The sequence below is a fragment of the Streptomyces sp. NPDC059851 genome (genome assembly GCF_042732005.1).
Classification (GTDB): Bacteria; Actinomycetota; Actinomycetes; order Streptomycetales; family Streptomycetaceae; genus Streptomyces.
The window spans coordinates 18,246-35,121 of sequence record NZ_JBHWJJ010000085.1; the positions used below are offsets into that span (position 1 = coordinate 18,246).

Annotated in this window: 14 protein-coding genes and 1 tRNA gene; 4 read left to right on the forward strand and 11 right to left on the reverse strand. The window is 70.9% G+C overall.

Translation table 11 applies throughout. The features are described 5' to 3' along the window. From ACFV7Q_RS25435 to ribA, 4 genes are read right to left on the reverse strand one after another with little or no spacing between them, the layout of a single operon-like run. A complete protein-coding gene (locus ACFV7Q_RS25435) occupies positions 1-645 on the reverse strand; it encodes a hypothetical protein (RefSeq protein ID WP_385431595.1) in 645 nt (214 codons plus the stop codon). After that, on the reverse strand, positions 605-1,726 hold the full coding sequence (locus ACFV7Q_RS25440) for a hypothetical protein (RefSeq protein ID WP_385431597.1): 1,122 nt from the start codon (positions 1,724-1,726) through the stop codon (positions 605-607). Before ACFV7Q_RS25440 ends, ACFV7Q_RS25435 begins: the two co-directional genes overlap by 41 nt. Beyond that, positions 1,726-3,087, reverse strand: a complete 1,362-nt coding sequence (locus ACFV7Q_RS25445) for a glycosyltransferase (RefSeq protein WP_385431598.1) — start codon at positions 3,085-3,087, stop codon at positions 1,726-1,728. The genes ACFV7Q_RS25440 and ACFV7Q_RS25445 overlap by 1 nt, the downstream gene beginning before the upstream one ends. Further along, the gene (gene ribA / locus ACFV7Q_RS25450; protein ID WP_385431599.1) at positions 3,084-4,658 is read right to left on the reverse strand and encodes a GTP cyclohydrolase II; all 1,575 of its coding nucleotides are present in this window, start codon (positions 4,656-4,658) and stop codon (positions 3,084-3,086) included. Before ribA ends, ACFV7Q_RS25445 begins: the two co-directional genes overlap by 4 nt. Positions 4,659-5,132: 474 nt before the next feature. Between ribA and ACFV7Q_RS25455 the strand changes: the two genes are divergently transcribed. Both ACFV7Q_RS25455 and ACFV7Q_RS25460 read left to right on the forward strand, forming a co-directional pair. Continuing rightward, the gene (locus ACFV7Q_RS25455) at positions 5,133-6,539 is read left to right on the forward strand and encodes a hypothetical protein (protein WP_385431601.1); all 1,407 of its coding nucleotides are present in this window, start codon (positions 5,133-5,135) and stop codon (positions 6,537-6,539) included. Positions 6,540-6,562: 23 nt separating this feature from the next. Next, positions 6,563-7,183: a GNAT family N-acetyltransferase gene (locus ACFV7Q_RS25460; RefSeq protein ID WP_385431602.1), complete on the forward strand. Its 621-nt coding sequence runs from the start codon at positions 6,563-6,565 to the stop codon at positions 7,181-7,183. Between the two features lie 551 nt (positions 7,184-7,734). On the opposite strand, the gene ACFV7Q_RS25465 is transcribed toward ACFV7Q_RS25460, so the two are convergent. From ACFV7Q_RS25465 to ACFV7Q_RS25490, 6 genes are all read right to left on the reverse strand, one after another. Next, the gene (locus tag ACFV7Q_RS25465) at positions 7,735-8,115 is read right to left on the reverse strand and encodes a hypothetical protein (protein WP_385431604.1); all 381 of its coding nucleotides are present in this window, start codon (positions 8,113-8,115) and stop codon (positions 7,735-7,737) included. 108 nt (positions 8,116-8,223) lie between these two features. After that, positions 8,224-9,912, reverse strand: coding sequence for a relaxase/mobilization nuclease domain-containing protein (locus ACFV7Q_RS25470; RefSeq protein ID WP_385431606.1), 1,689 nt, complete (start codon positions 9,910-9,912; stop codon positions 8,224-8,226). Further along, positions 9,913-10,440: a plasmid mobilization relaxosome protein MobC gene (locus tag ACFV7Q_RS25475; RefSeq protein WP_385431608.1), complete on the reverse strand. Its 528-nt coding sequence runs from the start codon at positions 10,438-10,440 to the stop codon at positions 9,913-9,915. A 334-nt stretch (positions 10,441-10,774) separates the two neighbouring features. Further along, positions 10,775-12,067 carry a hypothetical protein gene (locus tag ACFV7Q_RS25480; RefSeq protein WP_385431609.1) on the reverse strand — a complete coding sequence of 431 codons (1,293 nt, stop codon included), beginning with the start codon at positions 12,065-12,067 and terminating at the stop codon, positions 10,775-10,777. Between the two features lie 408 nt (positions 12,068-12,475). Beyond that, positions 12,476-13,762 carry a DUF3631 domain-containing protein gene (locus tag ACFV7Q_RS25485; RefSeq protein ID WP_385431611.1) on the reverse strand — a complete coding sequence of 429 codons (1,287 nt, stop codon included), beginning with the start codon at positions 13,760-13,762 and terminating at the stop codon, positions 12,476-12,478. A gap of 230 nt (positions 13,763-13,992) precedes the next feature. Continuing rightward, entirely contained in the window at positions 13,993-14,187 is a 195-nt protein-coding gene (locus ACFV7Q_RS25490; protein ID WP_385431617.1) for a hypothetical protein, read from the reverse strand. 129 nt (positions 14,188-14,316) lie between these two features. Here ACFV7Q_RS25490 and ACFV7Q_RS25495 point away from each other — a divergent pair, with 129 nt between their 5' ends. Both ACFV7Q_RS25495 and xerC read left to right on the forward strand, forming a co-directional pair. Beyond that, complete coding sequence (locus ACFV7Q_RS25495; RefSeq protein WP_385431613.1) at positions 14,317-14,997, forward strand: helix-turn-helix domain-containing protein; 681 nt, start codon at positions 14,317-14,319, stop codon at positions 14,995-14,997. Next, a complete protein-coding gene (gene xerC / locus ACFV7Q_RS25500; RefSeq protein ID WP_385431615.1) occupies positions 14,994-16,508 on the forward strand; it encodes a tyrosine recombinase XerC in 1,515 nt (504 codons plus the stop codon). Before ACFV7Q_RS25495 ends, xerC begins: the two co-directional genes overlap by 4 nt. A gap of 134 nt (positions 16,509-16,642) precedes the next feature. On the opposite strand, the gene ACFV7Q_RS25505 is transcribed toward xerC, so the two are convergent. Continuing rightward, positions 16,643-16,715 (reverse strand) — tRNA-Lys (locus ACFV7Q_RS25505). Between the last annotated feature and the right edge of the window lie 161 nt (positions 16,716-16,876).

Genomic DNA, 16,876 nt, shown 5'->3' on the forward strand with positions numbered 1-16,876 from the left:
TCACCGATCGGCCTCCCAGCAGGTGGCGGCGTGCAGGGCGATCCGTTCGGCCAAGTCGGCGGGGTCCGTGGTGGTGCTGTCCAGACGTAGGACGTGTGGGATGTGGGCGGACATGAGGCGGTCGAGGGCGTCGTGCCAGGCCGTGAAGGCTTCCGGGTCGGGCCCGAAGAACCGCCGGTGCTCGACTTTGGTGGTACGGCCGGCCGCGACGTCGGCGCGGTGCCGGGCGAGGCGGACGTCGAAGTCCGTGGCCAGCAGGGTGGCGCCGGCGTACCGGACGTGGACCGAGCGGGTGGCGTTGTAGCCGCCGGCCATCCAGCGGTCGTGCTCCACGCCGGCGCGGGCCCAGGCCCGGAAGTGGGTGCTCACCTTGAGTACCGGGGTCGGACCGGGCCGGTGGAAGAGCCGGTCCAGGACGGGCTCCGCCACGTACAGGCTGCGGCGTAGGAGATCCGTGGGGCTGCCCCGGCGGACGGCGGTCGTGATGCTGGCGAGCCGCGCGTCGAGGCGGCCGAGCCCGCCGCCGATGAGCGGGCCGATCACGATGTTCGTTCTCAGCCCCTGCTCTTGGAGGCGCTCCTGCACCAGTCTGGTGATCGTCTTCTTACCGGAGCAGTCGAGCCCTTCCACTGTGTACGGTCGCATCGAGGTCTCCCTTCAGCTCCAGTGGGATGGGGGCGCCGCGGGATACCGAGGCGTTGATGAGGGCTTCGGCGTCCGCCTGGGCGTCGGCGGAGCAGGCGGCCAGTTCGATCAGGTGGAGCGGGTAGCGGATGGTCTCGCCGTGGGGCAGGTCGGCGTAGTGCCAGGAGTCCGCGTCGTCCGCGCAGGCCGGGATGCGGGATGCGTCCGGTGCCGTGAGCAAGGTGCTCAGGGTGTCGAAGTTGCCGTAGGTGTTGCCGAAGTGCCGTACGTCGGTGCCGCCGAGGTGGAGGGACACCTCGGCGAGCGCGCTCAGCCGTGCGCTGGGGACCAGACAGCCGGTGTTGAGCAGACCGATCAGCTCGTCCTCGCTGATCTGAGCGGGGCGGCCCGGTGGACGGGTGCCGCCTTCCGAGGCGGGGAGCGGTGAGATGTCGAGGCGCCGGCTTCGTGCGTGCAGGCGGATGCGCAGGGGCACGCCTTGCGGGCTGGTGGCGACTGCGAGGAGAGGCCACATGTGCTTGTCCTCCTGCTCCGCCCACCGTACGAGGGTGTGGAGCAGCCCGCCGCGAACCCGGCAGAGGGCGTCGGCGAGGGCGTGGCGCATCGGGGACCTGGTCAGACTGGTCAGCGTCAGCTCGGGCAGGGACGGGACCAGCTCCCGGTGGAGAGTGTGGGCCGACTGCCATAGGGCCTCGCCCACCGTCAGCCCGTCCCTGTTGCCCTCGGCGCACCGCAGGGCGAAGTCGTTGCGCAAGCGGGCCAGGACGCCACGTTCCCGCGTGGTCGGCTCGGAGTGGCGCAGGGCGGCGTTGTAGATGCCGGTGATGTGGCGTACGGCGCCGGAGTCGCAGGCCGGGAGCCACCAAGGGGCGAAGACGCTCCGCCCCGGCAGTTCGAGGACGTGGAGCCGGCCGTCCCGGATCCGGGGCAGGCGGATGGTGGTCCCGCCGCGGCGGCGCGGGAACTCGTTGAGGATGCCGTCCGCGTGGCCGAGTACGCCGAGGTGGCGGTGGTGGTGGACGGGCATGCGGGCGGAGGGGTTGACCGTGGGGTGCCAGGCATCCGTGTAGTCGAAGCGCATCAGCGCACCACCGCGGGCGGCTTCGGGTTCTGCCAGGGAAGTGCGGCGCGCTCGTTCAGCCGGCGAGCGTAGCGGTCGAGGTTCGCGGCCAGCTCGGCGTCACGGCGGGCGGCGCTGCCCGAGCGGGGCGGGTGCTCGCGGTGGAACACCCCGGTGGACAGGACCGGTACTACGTACGAGCCGCGGGCGATGGCCTTGGCGGCGAAGCAGACGTCCTCCGGTCCCCAGCCGGTGAAGTCGGGCGGGAAGCCGATGGAGCGGGCGGTCTCGGCGGGGAGGGCCAGGTTGTTGCCCTTGACCATGAAGGGCAGGTCCACCGGCCCCAGAAGCCTGCCGTGCCCGAAGTCGCGGAAGGCGCGGGTCTGCGCCACCGGGTAGACGGTGACGGGCTCGGGCACGGGTACCAGGCCGAGCCTTCCGGGCTCGTAGTGGGCGATCACGCGGGAGTCCCGGCTGCCGTCCGGCGCCCGGTCGGGGACCGGCAGGTGTGCGGGGACGTGGTCGCGCAGGGAGACAGTGATCAGGTTGGGTGCGAGCAGGTGGCGGGCGATGTGCTCGGTCAGGTAGTCGGGCGCGAGGTGGGTGTCGGCGTCGCAGAAGACGATCAGCCCGTAGCGGGTGCGGGCTATGCCGTGGTTGCGGGCACCGCCACAGTGAAGCTGGGTCTCGGAGCGGACGAGGCGGATCTGCTCCGGAAGACCTGCCGGGAGGCGCAGCGGCGGCTCGCTGGCGTCGTCGACCACGATCGCCTCCCAGGGCGTGGTCGGGGCGAGGCGGGACGCGGACTCGGCCAGGGCGTGCAGGACCCCGGGCAGCACGTCGTGAACCCCGCGGGCCGGGATCACGACGCTGACACCGGCCCACCAGGGCAACGAAGGCACGCGGCCCGTGTCCATCGGCCCGAGTCCGATCGCGCCGGCGGCGAGGTCGAGGGCCCAGTAGTCGTTGCTGCGGGCGGCGAGCGCCTCGCTCGTGCGCGGGCCCTGAGTACCGGCGGGCTTGATGTCCGGCCAGCCGAGCCACCCGGTCACCGCCCACAGGTCCGGGACCTCAGCCTCGGCCAGGACCGCGAGGACGCGCTTCCTGCCGCGCTCCCCGAGGAGCAGCCGGACGGGGACGGGCCCGGCGGTCTGCGGCGTCGTGGCCAGGAGATCGAGGGCGTGCCGGGAAGAGACGTGGCGCCACGCCTCGCCGTGGTTGATCCAGCTCGGCCGCCCGGGCGCCGCGAGGTGCAGGACCCCGGACGGTAACGGGACCTCCACCAGGACTTCGAGGAGGCCGTGGCCGGACTGCGCCCACAGGACTGCCGCCGAGCCCGGGCCGGCCACCTGACGGAAGGGGAACTGCTGCTGCCCGGTCACGACGCGTGCTCCACATCGGACGCGTCCATCAGCTCGGGGAGCCCCGGCAGGTCGTGGCCCATGCGGTCCCGCTTGGTCCGCAGGTACTCCAGGCTGTGGACGTTGGCCTCCACCAGCAGCGGCACGCGCTCCGCCACATCGACCCCGAGGGCGGTGAGGGCCTCGGCCTTGTCCGGGTTGTTCGACAGCAGCCGCACCGACCGGACGCCCAGGTCGGCCAGCATCTGGGCAGCGACGCGGTAGTCGCGGGCGTCGGCGGGCAGGCCCATCGACGCGTTGGCGTCGACCGTGTCGAACCCGGCATCCTGGAGCGCGTACGCACGCAGCTTCGCCAGCAGCCCGATCCCGCGGCCCTCGTGCCCGCGCAGGTAGAGGACCACGCCCGCGCCCTCGGCGGCGACCGCCGCGAGAGCGGCGTCCAGCTGCGGCCCGCAGTCGCACCGCAGCGAGCCCAGGGCCTCACCGGTCAGGCACTCCGAGTGGACCCGCACCAGGACGCGATCGGCGCCGCGGATCCCGCCCAGGGTGAGGGCCAGGTGCTCGCCGCCCTGCAGCACGTTGCGGTAGCCCCAGGCGGTGAAGACCCCGTGCGCGGTGGGGATGCGTGCCTGTGCGGCGCACCCGACGCTCCCGGCGATGTCGGTCGTGGGCGTGTGCTGATCGGCGGGGCTGGGGCTCTGGTCCCGGCGGGCCTGCTCGCGGACGGCCATGAGGATCAGACCCATGGTGTTCTGGCCGTGGCCGGCGCACACGCCCCAGAACTCGTCGCCCCAGTCGTTGCCCTCGACCAGCTCGGCGGTCCCGGTGGCGAGAAGCCGCTCACGCAGGGCGGGCTCCTGGAACTTCTGCCCCACCAAGGAGCGCATGACCGCGACCTTGGCCTCCTCCCAGTCCTCCCGGTCGGCGTGGCGCCGGCCAAGGCGCTTGGCCTCGTCCGGGTCGGGCTCACGCGCGATCCGCTCGCGGATCGCCGGATCGAGGGTCTTGGCGGCCTGGTAGGCGTGCTCGACGGTGGGGTACGCCAGGCCGTCGAGCCGGACCGTGGCGGCGGAGTAGTTCGAGAGGAACTCCCACGGCCCGGCGAACCGGTCGATCACGCGCGGCGGAAGGGGACTGTCCGTTGTGTGTGCGGTGGCTTCCTCGGTACGGGACACGGGACTCTCCTCGGGATTGGACGACAAGGGAAGGACGAAGGCGGCCCAGCAACGCTTGCCGGTCGCGGTGCGGTCGGCTCCGTGGCGGTCGGCGAGCACGGAGACCAGGTGCAGGCCACGCCCCGACTCGGCATCCGCCCCGGCCTGCCCGGGCTGGGGGAGGGTGCTGCTGGTGTCGTGGACCGCGACGACGAGCGCGCGACCGTCCTGACGGACATCGACGCTGATCGGCCCGGGGGCGCCGTGCTGCACCGCGTTCGCGATCAGTTCGCCAGCCACCAGCTCGATTCCGTCCAGCTCCGCCTCGCCGAGCTGTATGTCCCATCCGCGTACGGTGGAGACGACACGGTGCCTGGCCTGCCGCGCGGCGGCCGGCGAACCGGTGACGGGGAACGCGAGCTGGTGGTGCGCTGCCATGAGCGGGCCTCCTGAGCTGCCTGGCTGTGCGAAGCGCGGGACTGAAGGTGAGCAGGCGGGGTCGTTGGCCTTCCGGGGAAGGACGGAGTCTGATCGTCGGCCCTGCCTACGGCTGGGCGACCTCGTGGCTGGGGACCGGTGTGCACGGGGTGTGCTGGATGGGTTGAGCGACCGGAGCCGCTCACGCCGATCTCACGCTTCGCTGTCAGCGGTGCACACAGCGAAGTGCCATTCAGGATGGCGACGAGCGCTGGGGCGTGGATACGCCGTCACCGCCGCCATGACGCCGCCATCGTGGATGCCTGTGGCCCCGAAGATGACGTCGTACGTCATGACCACCGTCATGGCCGCCGTCATCTGCGCCGCGGAGCCGTCGAACGGGTTTCCTGCTGATCCGCCCTGGCTATCGTCAGAGCAGATGAACGGGGACGGAGAGGATCTGCGGTGGCCGAAACTCCCACGCTCTTACGTGTCTTGACGCTGCAGCGGCACTGGCAGGTCTACGAGACCTTCCGCCTCCGGTTCGAAGCGACGGCGAACACGGTCGCCCAGGAGGAGAACCACCCCCGGCTTCGCGGGTTGTCGGTCTCCAAGCGGCAGTTCGAGCGCTGGTACGGCGGTGCGGTCAAGACCCGCCCCTACCCGGACCAGTGCCGAGTGCTGGAGGCCATGTTCGGCGTCAGCGTCGATCTCCTGCTCGCTCCCGCGCCGGCCGCCTCATTGGCCGCGCCTGCTGCCAAACCCCCGCTCGTCATCCCGCCGCCACGGCTGACCCCTGTCCCTCTCCCAACCGAGCAGGCAGTGGCACTGCCTGCTGGTGGCCCGTACAGCAGCGAGACCCGCCTCGACGCGGGCACCACGGAATTGGAAAGGCAGGTCGCGATGGCGGCACGTCGTGCGCTCAGGTTCACCGCGCTGGCGGAGGGCAGCAGCATCGGCCCGGAGACCCTGGGCCAGATCCATGACGAAGTGCGACGGCTGACCGTCGCCTACCCGAAGCTGGCGCTGCCGACCTTGCTCGGCGACCTGGTCGAGGTGCAGGACCTCGCCTTCCGCCTGCTGGAACACGGCCGCGTCAAGCCCATGCAAGCCCGGGAGCTCTACCTGCTGGCCGGCATCACCTCCGGCATGCTCGCCAAAGCAAGCCACGACCTGGGCAACCCGAACGCCGCGATGATGCAGGCCCGCACCGCCTTCGTGTGCGCGGACAACGCAGACCACCACGCCATGCGTGCCTGGGTCCGCTCCCTGCAGTCACTCATCTCCTACTGGGCCGGACGCCCCTCCGAAGCCGCCGACTACGCCGCCCTCGGCCAGAGCGTGGCAGGCAACGTCCGCGGCACCACCAGCATCTGGCTGGCCTGTCTCTCCGCCCGCGCCCACGCACTCCTCGGCGACGGCGAGGCCACCCGCACCGCCATCCAGCAGGCCGAGGAAGCCCGCACAGCCGTCGAACCCGACGACCTCGACGCCTTCGGCGGCATCATGACCTTCCCGGTGCCCCGACAGCTGTACTACGTCGCCGAGGCCACCGTGCACCTCGGAGAAGACCCCGCACTCGGCGAGAGCCAGTCGGAGGCCGCCGTCGCCGCGTACCGCAGCGCCACGGAGGACGAATGGGCCTTCGGCGACGAGGCCGGCGCGCAGACCGACCTCGCCCTCGCCCGCATCGCCCGCGGCGAGATCGAAGGCGCCATCGAAGCAGTCCAGCCCGTGCTCGACCTCCCCATCGAGCAGCGAAACTTCGGCATCACCAGCAGCGCCCAGCGGGTCCACGCCGCACTGCAGGCCGAAGGCCGGCGAAGCCGAGGCCCGGCAGCCGGCCTCCGCGAGGAGATCGAAGCCTTCACGGCCACCCCGACGTCCGTCCTCGTCCGATGACCCCGCAGGTAGGCTCCGCAGCCATGACCCCAGTCCACCTGGCCGGCCCCCGCCTGGCACTGCGCGAAGTCGAACCCGAGGACACCACCGCCCTCCTGGCCATCTACGGCGACCCCGAGGCCACCCGGCACCTCAGCTTCGAGCCCCGCACGCCCGACCAGGTCCAGGCGATCGTCGACCGGTCCATAGCCTCCGCGAAGGACACTCCCCGGACCGAGTACTGCCTCGCCATCACCCCGCGCAGTGAACACCGACTGATCGGCTACACGCGCCTGGCGACCGAACCGCAGCAGGCAGCCACCATCGGGTTCGCCCTGAACCCGGCGGAGTGGGGCAAGGGCCTCGGCACGGAGACCGTCCACCTGCTGTGCGCGCTCGGCTTCAAGGCCCTCGGCCTGCACCGCATCTGGGCGGCCCGAGCGCCGCTCAACGAGGCATCCGCGCGTACCCTCCTGCGAGCGGGCATGACCGAGGACGGGCGGATCCGCGACCACGTCTTCGTCCACGGAGCCTGGCGAGACTCGATTACCTACTCGATCTTGGAGCACGAGTGGACACCGATCGACGCGCTTGAGCTGAACACCGGCGACGAAGCCCCGGCACGCGTGCCCCTGTCCGCCGCTGACAGCGGACAGGAGAGGTGAGCCGGTGCTGACCGAGCAAGGCTTACCGCACCACCTGGTGATCCCCGGCATCGCCGACTTCGCACGCGGTGGTCTGCCCGCCCCACCGACCACCGATGACGGCAACGACTGGGTCGACGGGGTGTGCTGGCTGTACTGCGGACAGCCATTGACCCGCGTCATGTGGATCGGCCCGGTCAGTGTCGCCGGAGCCCAGGCACCCATGTACGCCTGCGGCCCCTGCATCGCAGAACTCCAGGAACGTGTCTGGCTCTCCATCCAGCGCCGTTACGAGCCCGCGCGCCCCGGCCAGCGACCGGAGTGCGGTCGGGAGGGCAGATTCGGCGTCAGAGGACGGGGGCGCCACCGACGCAGCGGTGCACGGTCTGGCTAGACGGTACAAGCCCTTTCGGGGTCAGCGCGTCTCGACGCTGGCCCCGAAAGGGCGTTTCGCTTTAGGCGGCCTGGGCTACGCCTGGCGAGGCTGCGGGCCGTCCTGACTGGCGGCCGTGACTGGTTCTCGGCCGCCACGTGTCACCCTCTCGCCGCTCGCGGAACGGCGTCGTTCCTCGTCAGAAGGTGTGCGGGGTGAAGGGGCGGACGGGCTCGATCATGAAGCGAAGCCGTCGGTCGAACTCGGCCCTCTCGTCCTCGGTCATGAGCTCGACGGCGTTGCCAAGGGTCTTCTTGGCGAGCTGCTCCATGAACGGAGCGAGGAACTGCCGGAGGTCTTCGAGCGCGTTCTCCTTCTTACGCAGGTATTCCAGGTAACGCCTGCGCTGTCCGACGGCCTCTTCGACTTCAGCACGGACGGCCTGGAAGGCCGTGGCCTGTTCCTCCTTGGTGAAGGGGCGGCCGTCGCGGTGGGACCAGGTGTTGGTGTCGGGGCGGTACTTCCAGTCTGCGTCGCAGAGCAGCGCAACGATGTGGGGCCGGATTTCGGTTTCGGGCATACGAGTGCTCCTCAAATGGATGGGGGAAGGGCGATACATCAAGGGTCTGGAGAATCCCCGGTTTGGCTAACCGGGGATCGTCGGTTACCTTCAGCCGCCCTTCTTCGGTCAGCGCCGCCGGGTTGAGTCGCTCGCGGGAGCGGTCGCCGGCTGCGCTGTCGGCGCCGCAGGCGGTGTGCGCCGGTTGCCTCGGGCGGTCGGGACGTTTGGGGCGGCGGGCAGGTGGGCGCTGCGGCGTAGCCGCCAGACGAGGACGTCGCTGATCGACGTTGCGGTGTCGAGCTCTCGGCGGCGGGCGGCTTCGGCGAGCAGGACGGCCGGGTCATGGCCGGCATTGCGGGCGTCGGCGAGGGTGGCGGCCAGGGCGGGCCAGCCGGGTTCGGCCAGGACTTGCTCGGCCAGCGCGGGTGGCAGGGCCTGGCGCAGGACGTCTGTCTGCCTGCGCTGCTGGGAGACGGACAGGTGCAGGCCCCGCTGGTGGATCACGGCGATCGGCTGGGCTGCGGCTGCCTGGTAGGCGGTGTAGAGGTGTTCGGCTGCCTGGCGGGCGGCTTCGGCCTGCTGGTCGTGGTGGCGGGTGCGGTGCCAGTGCCGGGCCGCGACCACCGCGAGGAGTAGGGCATCGAGAAGCATCGCGGTTGCGGCGCCGTCCTTGGGGGCGGGCTGGCGGACGATGGCCTTGACCGCGGTGCGGGTGGCGTGTGCCTGCTGGTGGCGGGCGCGGATGTGGGAGCGGCTGGCCCGCTCGAACGCGGTCGCCGCCTTCAGCAGCTGGGGCTGCAGGTGTGCGGGCGCCACGAGGGGGAGGGCGTCGAGGGCCTCGGCGACGACGGTGATGTGGGCCTGGCCGGTTGCCTCGTCCGTGTGGCCGAGGATCTCGGGGATCCGGTCGACCGCTGCGGTGGCCTTCGTCCAGGCCGTGTGCCCGGCGTCGGGTTTCCGGCCGGCCAGCTCGGGCGTGGGGTCGGTGGCGGCCAGGCGTTCTGCGATCTTGGGGTAGGACAGGTCCGGAGCCAGGGCGGAGCCGGAGAACCAGATGGGCTGGCCCTCGGCGTTGGTGTCGCCGGGCTGGGCCACTTTGTAGCCGCGGATGTCGCCGGAGGGGAAGTGCTGGACGTCCACCAGCGCGCCGGTGTCGGCAAGGAGAGCGAAGAACTCCTCGGTGCTGGCGGCGGCAGCCACTGCGGTCCGTACGGTGGTGCGCAGGTGCTCGCGCGGTGTGGTGGCCGAACCGGCGCGGCGGGCCTTCTCCTGTTCGGCGCGGGTGGGGCGCTTGGCAGCGGTGCGGTCGCCGCGTACGACCTGGCGCAGCCCGTACTCCTTCTCGATCGCGGCGCACTCCTCGTTGGCACGCGGGTAGTCGTTCCAGTTGCGGGGCTGGCGGAGATCGCCGCGGACCTTGGTGGCGACGATGTGGATGTGGTCGTCGGCGTGGCGGACCGCGACCCACCGGCAGGCATCGGGGTCGCCGGCGGGGGCGATGCCGGTGGCGTTCAAGATCCGGCGGGCGATCACCGCCCACTCGTCGTCCGTCAGGATCCGGTCCTCGGGCGCGACCCTCACCGAGCAGTGCCACACGTGCTTGTCGGGGGCGCGGTCGCCGGCCTGCTTGACGCGCAGGTCGAGCATGGTGGCGAGCTGGGTGAGTGTGGCGGACTCGTCGCGGCCGGGGTCGGGGGCGAAGCCGTCGAACGATGCCACGAGGTGGGGGTCGGTGTGCTCATTGGCGCGACCGGGCCCGTAGAGGTAGCGCAAGACGCCGCGGGTGTCGGCGCCGGAGCCGATCTTCGCGATCAATCAGGCCGCCCTCTTTGCGGTGGCGGTCTTGCTCGCCGCCTCATCGATCGATGTAGCGGCGTCACGGGCGAGGCCGAGGACCCGTTCTGCTTCCGCGAGAACTGCGCTGTCCCCAGGGTGTGGATGGCCGCCGGAGTTGAGTTTGAAGGCGATCTGGTTGACGTTCTTGCCGATCGCGGCGACCTGGAACCGCAGGGCGGCGAGCTCGTCGATCAGGTCATCGTGGAAGGTTCTCTGGCCGGGCAGGGTGAGGTCGCCTGCGAGGTAGGCCATGACGATCGCGCCGACGAGGTGTGCGCCGGCCAGGTTCAGCCGGCGGGCCTCGGCGAGGATCGCGGTGTGCTCGGCGACGCTGTAGCGGACGTCGACACGCATCTTGCGCTGCTCGCTTTCACGGGCACGACGGCGGGCGACGCGGTACAGCGCGGCCTCGTCGGCGGCCCGTACGACGGCGGGCAGTCCGGCGTCGGCGGCACCGGCCGCCTCCTGCCCCGGTGCGCCCTCGCGCCGGGGTTCTGCCTCCGCCACCCTCGGGGCGGAGGCTGCGTTGGACCGGCCCTTGGACGGCCCAACGCCATACCTTGCTGGCCGGGTTGGGGCCGGGGTGGAGGTCGCCTGCTGTTGGTCGTGGGGGGTGGCGGGAGCGGGCTGATCGTGCATGGAGGAAGTTCCTTGCTGCTGAGGTGAATTGGGGTGAGGTGGATGGGGAGCCTGGCGGCGGGCTCGCTTCACGGCGGTTCGTGAGGCGTACCGGGGCGGGCTGTTGCGGGCGTGGCCGGGTGAGTGACGGGGCTACGGACCAACTGGGGGCGCTGGTCCGTAGGCCCCTGTTCCGGTGTTTCGTGGGTGACCGGATATCCGGTCAGTCGCTGGGAGCGCTGGTGCCGGTGTCCTGTTCTGCGAGCAGGCGTGTCCTGAGCTCGGTGAGTCGGTCCTCGGCGATGGGGAGCCCCGCGTCGCGTACGGCGTTCCGCAAGATGGAGCGGGTGGCCTTTCCGTGCAGGGCGATGGCCTGGCGGCCGATGGGGAGCAGTTCGTCCATTTCGGCGCCGGGAGGGCGACCGTAGCGCTGCGCCATCAGGTCGCCTTCCTCAGCGGACGGCTCAGCGCTGTCGAGGTCGAAGCGAGTTTCGTGCAGGGGTAGGCGGGGTTGCACGGATGTAGGCGCGGAGCCCTCGAGACGTGCGTCGGGGTCGGGGTGCTCTCTGGCCTCCTCGTGCTCTGGGCCGTTGCTTGCGCTCGATCGGCTGGGCGAAGGCCTCGGCTCGGCTGGGGGCACGGTGGTCTGGGCCGGGTGGGGCTCGGCCCAGGGCGAAGGCAGCTCGATGGTCGCCAGCGCTACGGCATGGCGGCGGGCAGCGAGCTGCTGCAGTAGGTCTTGGCGCTGGCGGTCGTCGATGGCCACCGCGGCTTGGGCGACGGCCTGCGAGAGCCGTCGTGCGATGCGTCGGCCTCGCCACCGGTTGCGCTTGTCCGGGTTGAGTTCGGCGAGGCGTGCGGCCAGGGCGACGGCCTTGCGGGTGGCGCGGTCGCGGGTGATCTGCGCGGCGTCCCGGTCGCATTCGGCGATCCCGAGACGGGAGAGCAGGCGTTCGCGTATCTCGCGGCCGGCCGTGGCGAGGATGCTGTGGGAGGCGGCTTCCGGCTTGTGGAGACGCAGCTCGATTCCCATGGCCTCGTGCCAGAGCACGGCGGCCAGGACCGGGCCGACGAAGGCTCGCACCGTGCCGCCGACCAGGCCGGACTCGGCGTACGCGGGGATCACCTGTATGGCGGTGATCACGTAGGTCAGGGTGCCCGGCAAGCCGGGTGCCTGCTTGGGGCCGTGGAGGTTCTGCCGCGCCAGCAGTGCCGTGGCGAACAGGGCGAACTCCGCTGCGGCGAACATGGCGGCGCGTTCGGCTGTGCCGCCCATGTCCAGGTAGTCGGCGGCGAACCGCCAGCTGGTGTCGGCGCTGTAGGCGGTGCAGCCGACCGCTGCCAGCGCGGCGACGATGACCGCGGGCGATCCGGGCTTGCGGCTGCCGCCGGTTCGGCGTGTGCGCTGCTTGATCAGCCGCCTGATCAGCAGCACGGAGCAGACCAGCACGAGCGCGGCGACCGCGAGGGAAGTGGCGTTCCATTGCCCGAGTGCGGGCAGGGCGAGTGGTGTCATGCAGGGGTCTCCAGAGACCCGCCGCGCCATGCGGGCGCGGGCGGTGTGGTGAAGGCGGTGAGGTGGGGAGGCGGCCACCGGTAGGTGGGGTGGCCGTGAAGGGTGGGGACTCGTCCCACTCGTCCCGTGCCTGGTCAGGGCAGGTACGGGTGAGCGGCTGATGTCGACTCGACTCGTTGCACAGGCTGGGGACCTCGTGCGGCGGGGTGGTCGGTGAGACGAGTGGGGACGAGTTGTTACGGGTGCCCCGGTCGTGGCGTTGCCGGACTCCCAGTCGGGCAGGCGCGGGCCCCGTCCGGGGTGTTTGGCGAGGTCAGCGGCCTGGTGATGTCGAGTCGACTCGTAACGCCTCCTTCACTCGTCCCCGCGCTGACCTGCGCGGGGACGAGTGGGACGAGACGCGGAGGGTCAGGCGCCGTTGGCGGGCGCGGCCTCGGCCGCGGGCTTCTCCGGTGGGCAGTACCTGGTCCAGGCGTCGGTGAACTGCGTCGGAGTGAAGCCCTTGGCCTGGTTGCCGTCGGGGAAGCGGCGGTTGCCAGAGCCGATGCCGTAGTCGTCGAGCAGGATCTGCAGCCCACGTGAGGTGAGTCCCTTGGGGCTGTGCTCAGCCCACGGCGCCTCGGGATCGGCGTTGAGAATGTCCAGCAGGCGGCTGGTCCGCAGGGCGGGCGGGTTGCCCTCTCCGGCGAAGGCTTTGCGGATGTCGGTCAGGATACGGATCTTCAGCCCGCCGTCCTGGTCCCGCCCGGACTCGTAGTCCGTCATGGTCTTGCACGCCGTGCGGGCGATCAGCGGCCAGCGTCCACCCGCGAGGTCGGCGACGCTGATCAACGGCTCCCAGGTGTCGGCGGCGCGGTCGTCGACCGGAAGGTTGGGCTCCAGCGCGATGGCCTCGTCGCGGATGCTGGCCAGCCAGGCCGCCAGCCGTTCCCGCAGCGCCTTGACCGCCAGGTCGTCGCGGCCGTAGCGCCAGGAGGCGACCTTCTCGCTGCTCGCGCGGCGGCGCATGCGGATGACCACCGACCGGTCCATGATCGTGTCGGGCAGGTCCCCGATACCGGCCAGGGCGGCCATGGCGAAGGTGGAGAACCTCTGCACGTCGTGGTTCGGGCCCGAGACGCGCAGGGTGGGGCGGTTGCGCTGGTGGCCCGCGTTGAGCAGGCCGCGCATCTCCTCGTTCTTCTCCGCGACCTTCGCCGACCCGAAGATCGTGTCGACCTCGTCCACCAGGAGCGTGGGCGGGTTGCCGTCGCTGATCGAGCGGAAGATCGCCGCCGCGGACGCGTTGACCGTGATCAGCGGATCGTGGACCGCCTCGATCAGGACCTCCAGCAGCCGCGACTTCCCGCACCGCTTCGCGGGTCCGACCACCGCCAAGCGGGGTGCGTGCTGCCATACCGTCTGCAGGTGGGTGGCCGCCGCCCACAGCGTGGCGGCGGTCAACGCCTCCTCGCTGGGCATGACCACGTACCGGCGGATCGTGGCCCGCAGGTCGTCCAGGATCACCTCCCCCTCCGAGGCGGGGGACGGCAGCTCGGCCGGGGGTGCATCCTCCTCAACAGGGGCTTCGGCGGCTGCGTCGAGTTGCCCGTCCGGTGCGTCGTGCAGGTGAGCTCCGGGCTGGCCGGGGACTGCGACCGCAGGCCAAATCGCCTTGGCGGGTGCGCCAGGAGGCGTCGATGTCGTAGGTTCCAAGAGGCAGCTCCTTCTCTTGTGGCCGCGTGCGTGCTGGCCACTCGGGTTGACCGTGTGATCGCGGGTGGGGATGTTGCCGGGGCCTCCGACGTTGGCGCGTCGGGGGCTCACTCGTTTGCCGTGAGCCCTTGGAGGAGCCGGGCGACGACGAACAGTACGTCCGACCCCTGGCACAGTCCAGCGTTTCTGTGTCAGCCCCGCGCAGAATGGTCTGCTACCTTCTCTCGCCTTCAAGCGGCCAGGCCCAGCAGGTTCACCAGGTCTGCGGTCACCACGCGGTACGCCTTGCCCAGCCGCAGGACCTTGCACGGGTACTCGCCCCGCTTGGCCAGCTCGTAACCCTTGCTCCGCCCGAGACCCAGCGCACGGTTACCGGTATCCAGGTCAACGGTCGCAGGCAGGGCCAGGACCTCCTCCCGGGTCATCCCCTTCACCTGGCCCACGTTCTCGTCGTCGCGCACGCGGCGCTCCTCTCTTCACAGCCCACGGCGAACACGTCATCGCATCCGTCTCCGGGCCTCGAATACCAAGTGTGGAAAAGCTAATGTGTCCTCATGACACAAACTCGTTTCGATGATGGAGATGAGGACGACGTTCCCGAATGGGCGGACCGGGTCATGGCCGACGTGGCCCGTGAAGTCCGGCGACGAAGGAAGGAGATGAGGTGGAGCGCACAGGAGCTGGCCGACAGGTGCGATGCGATCGGTTTTCCGATCCCCCGCAACGTCATCGCCAACATGGAGTCCGGCCGGCGCGCAGTCCTGCCACTGGTCGAGGTGATGGTGCTGGCCAAGGCCCTGTACACCCACCCGATCCACCTGATCTACCCCGTCGGGTACGTGGAGGAGGTCCAGAAGCTCCCTCTCACCTACCCGGTGAAGACCGCGGAGGCCATGCGCTGGTTCGCCGACCTGGACCAGACGTTCGCCGCCGGCCCGGCCAACCACTCGATGCTTCACGACCACCTCGCCCATGGCGAAGCGCTCGCCGAGGCTTTGGCCGCGATAAAAGGCGAGGCTCGCCAGCGAGAGGTTGCCGACCAGGCGGCCGATGACAGCGAGCGCGCTCAAGCCCTGCGCTCCCAGGCCGACTTCGCTGAACGCGCCGCGCGCGCCAAGTACGCACTCCGCAAGGTGCGCAGAGAGATCTACGCGGAGGGCGGGTTCCTCCCCGACCTACCGACCACACTCGCCGACGTCGACCCCGCCGAAGGCTACGAAAGGAACACCGTTTGAAGGGCTCCACCCACCGCCGCTGCTACTGCCGCGACCCGAAGACCGGCCGACCGCTCGGCAAGCGCTGCCCCAAGCTCACCACCCGGAAGCACGGTTCGTACTCGATCCGCCAGGAACTCCCGCCCCGCGAGGACGGCACCCGCCGGTCCTTCAACCGTGCCGGGTACGAGAGCATGAAGGCCGCCCAGGCCGACCTCGACCACGTACGCGCTCTCCTCGGCATACCGGCCGCGGACGACCCCGACAGCATCGCCGCCATCGCGGCCCTCCTGGAGCAGGTGGCCGACGAGAAGGCCCCGCTTCCCGATGTCGAGGAGACCCGGCGCCGACTGCGCGCCGGGACGCCGCTCCTCGGCTCGATCACCGTCGGCGAATGGCTGAACCAGTGGCTCGCGTCGAAGAAGACGCGGAAGACCACGACGAACGGCTACGCCTCCCACATCCGCGTCCACCTCCGGCCACGGATCGGGCACCTTCGGCTCGACCGGCTGAATGTCTCCCACCTTGTCGAGATGTTCGACGCCATCGCGGACGACAACGAGGCGATCGAGTCCCACAACCAGGCTCGGCGAGAGCAGATCGCCCGCTGCAAGCCCAGCAAGGCCGGCAGGCCCATCGCGGCCGAGCGGGCCCTCCTGGCCGCCGAGCGGGCCAAATTGGCCGCGATGGGCCCCTTCCGGAAGCCGACCGGCCCGGCCACCCGGCAGAGCATCCGCCGCACCCTGCGGGCCGCGCTGAACGGAGCGATCCGCCAGCAGCTCATCACCTTCAACCCGGCGTCCCACATCGAGCTGGAATCCGGCAAGCGTCCGAAGCCCCTGCTGTGGACGGACGCCCGCGTGGAACGGTGGCGCCTCACCGGTGAGAAGCCCTCCCCCGTCATGGTCTGGACCCCGGCCCAGTTCGGAGCCTTCCTCGACGAGGCCGAGGGCGACCGGCTGTACGCCCTCTTCCACCTCTCCGGCACCCGCGGCCTGCGCCGGGGCGAGTGCGTCGGCCAGGAGTGGTCCGACGTCGACTTGGACGGCGGGCAGATCACGCCGGCCAAGGAGATCGTGGTGGACGGCTGGGACCCGTACGAGTCGGCTCCGAAGACGGACGGCAGCGCCAGCACCATCGCCCTGGACAGCCTGAACGTCGCCGCCCTGCGCGAGCACCGCGCCCGCCAGCTGAAGGAGCGGAAGAAGTGGGGGAAGGCATGGCAGGACACGGGCAAGGTCTTCACCCAGGAGAACGGCGCCTGGCTCCACCCCGAGACCGCCTCGGAGACCTTCCGGCAGATCCTGGCCCGCACCGACCTGCCGCCGATCACGCTTCGTGATCTACGCCACGTCTCGGCCACCCTCACCCACGGAGGCGGCGGCGACCTCCACACGATCAAGGAGACGCTCCGCCACTCCACGATCACGCTGACCTCGGACACGTACACGAGCCTGCTCCCCGAGGTCGACCAGGCAGCCGCAGAAGCGGCGGCCCAGCTGGTGCCTCGTGCCCGCCCGTCCGCCTCCTGACCAGGGAATGACGGGCCGTCCGCTCACGCATCGCTCACGCACGGCCCCGGCAAACGACTGAGCGCCCCACCTGGCCGAAACCGGGTGGGGCGCTCAGTAGCAGGTCAGAGGGGTCAACCCTCCCCTGCGAGCAGTAGGCCATGTCGGACTCGAACCGACAACCAACGGATTAAAAGTCCGCTGCTCTGCCAATTGAGCTAATGGCCCTCGCGTGCTCACCCCAGAGCATAGCCGGACAGCACCGGCCCGCCGATCGAGTATCGGTCCACCGGCCCCGTCATCTTCCGGGTCCCGCACCCCGCGAGGCCGGAAGCCATCCCTCTGGATGGGCGGAAGGGCTCGCCCGGCACGACGTGGCGGGCGGGCGC

What these genes read in the sequence shown, in the direction of transcription:
- ACFV7Q_RS25495 (WP_385431613.1), top strand. Translation starts at nt 14,317, where the DNA reads ATGACACAAACTCGTTTCGATGATGGAGATGAGGACGACGTTCCCGAA.
- ACFV7Q_RS25440 (WP_385431597.1), bottom strand. Translation starts at nt 1,726, where the DNA reads ATGCGCTTCGACTACACGGATGCCTGGCACCCCACGGTCAACCCCTCC.
- ribA (WP_385431599.1), bottom strand. Translation starts at nt 4,658, where the DNA reads ATGGCAGCGCACCACCAGCTCGCGTTCCCCGTCACCGGTTCGCCGGCC.
- ACFV7Q_RS25435 (WP_385431595.1), bottom strand. Translation starts at nt 645, where the DNA reads ATGCGACCGTACACAGTGGAAGGGCTCGACTGCTCCGGTAAGAAGACG.
- ACFV7Q_RS25460 (WP_385431602.1), top strand. Translation starts at nt 6,563, where the DNA reads ATGACCCCAGTCCACCTGGCCGGCCCCCGCCTGGCACTGCGCGAAGTC.
- ACFV7Q_RS25490 (WP_385431617.1), bottom strand. Translation starts at nt 14,187, where the DNA reads ATGACCCGGGAGGAGGTCCTGGCCCTGCCTGCGACCGTTGACCTGGAT.
- ACFV7Q_RS25465 (WP_385431604.1), bottom strand. Translation starts at nt 8,115, where the DNA reads ATGCCCGAAACCGAAATCCGGCCCCACATCGTTGCGCTGCTCTGCGAC.
- ACFV7Q_RS25480 (WP_385431609.1), bottom strand. Translation starts at nt 12,067, where the DNA reads ATGACACCACTCGCCCTGCCCGCACTCGGGCAATGGAACGCCACTTCC.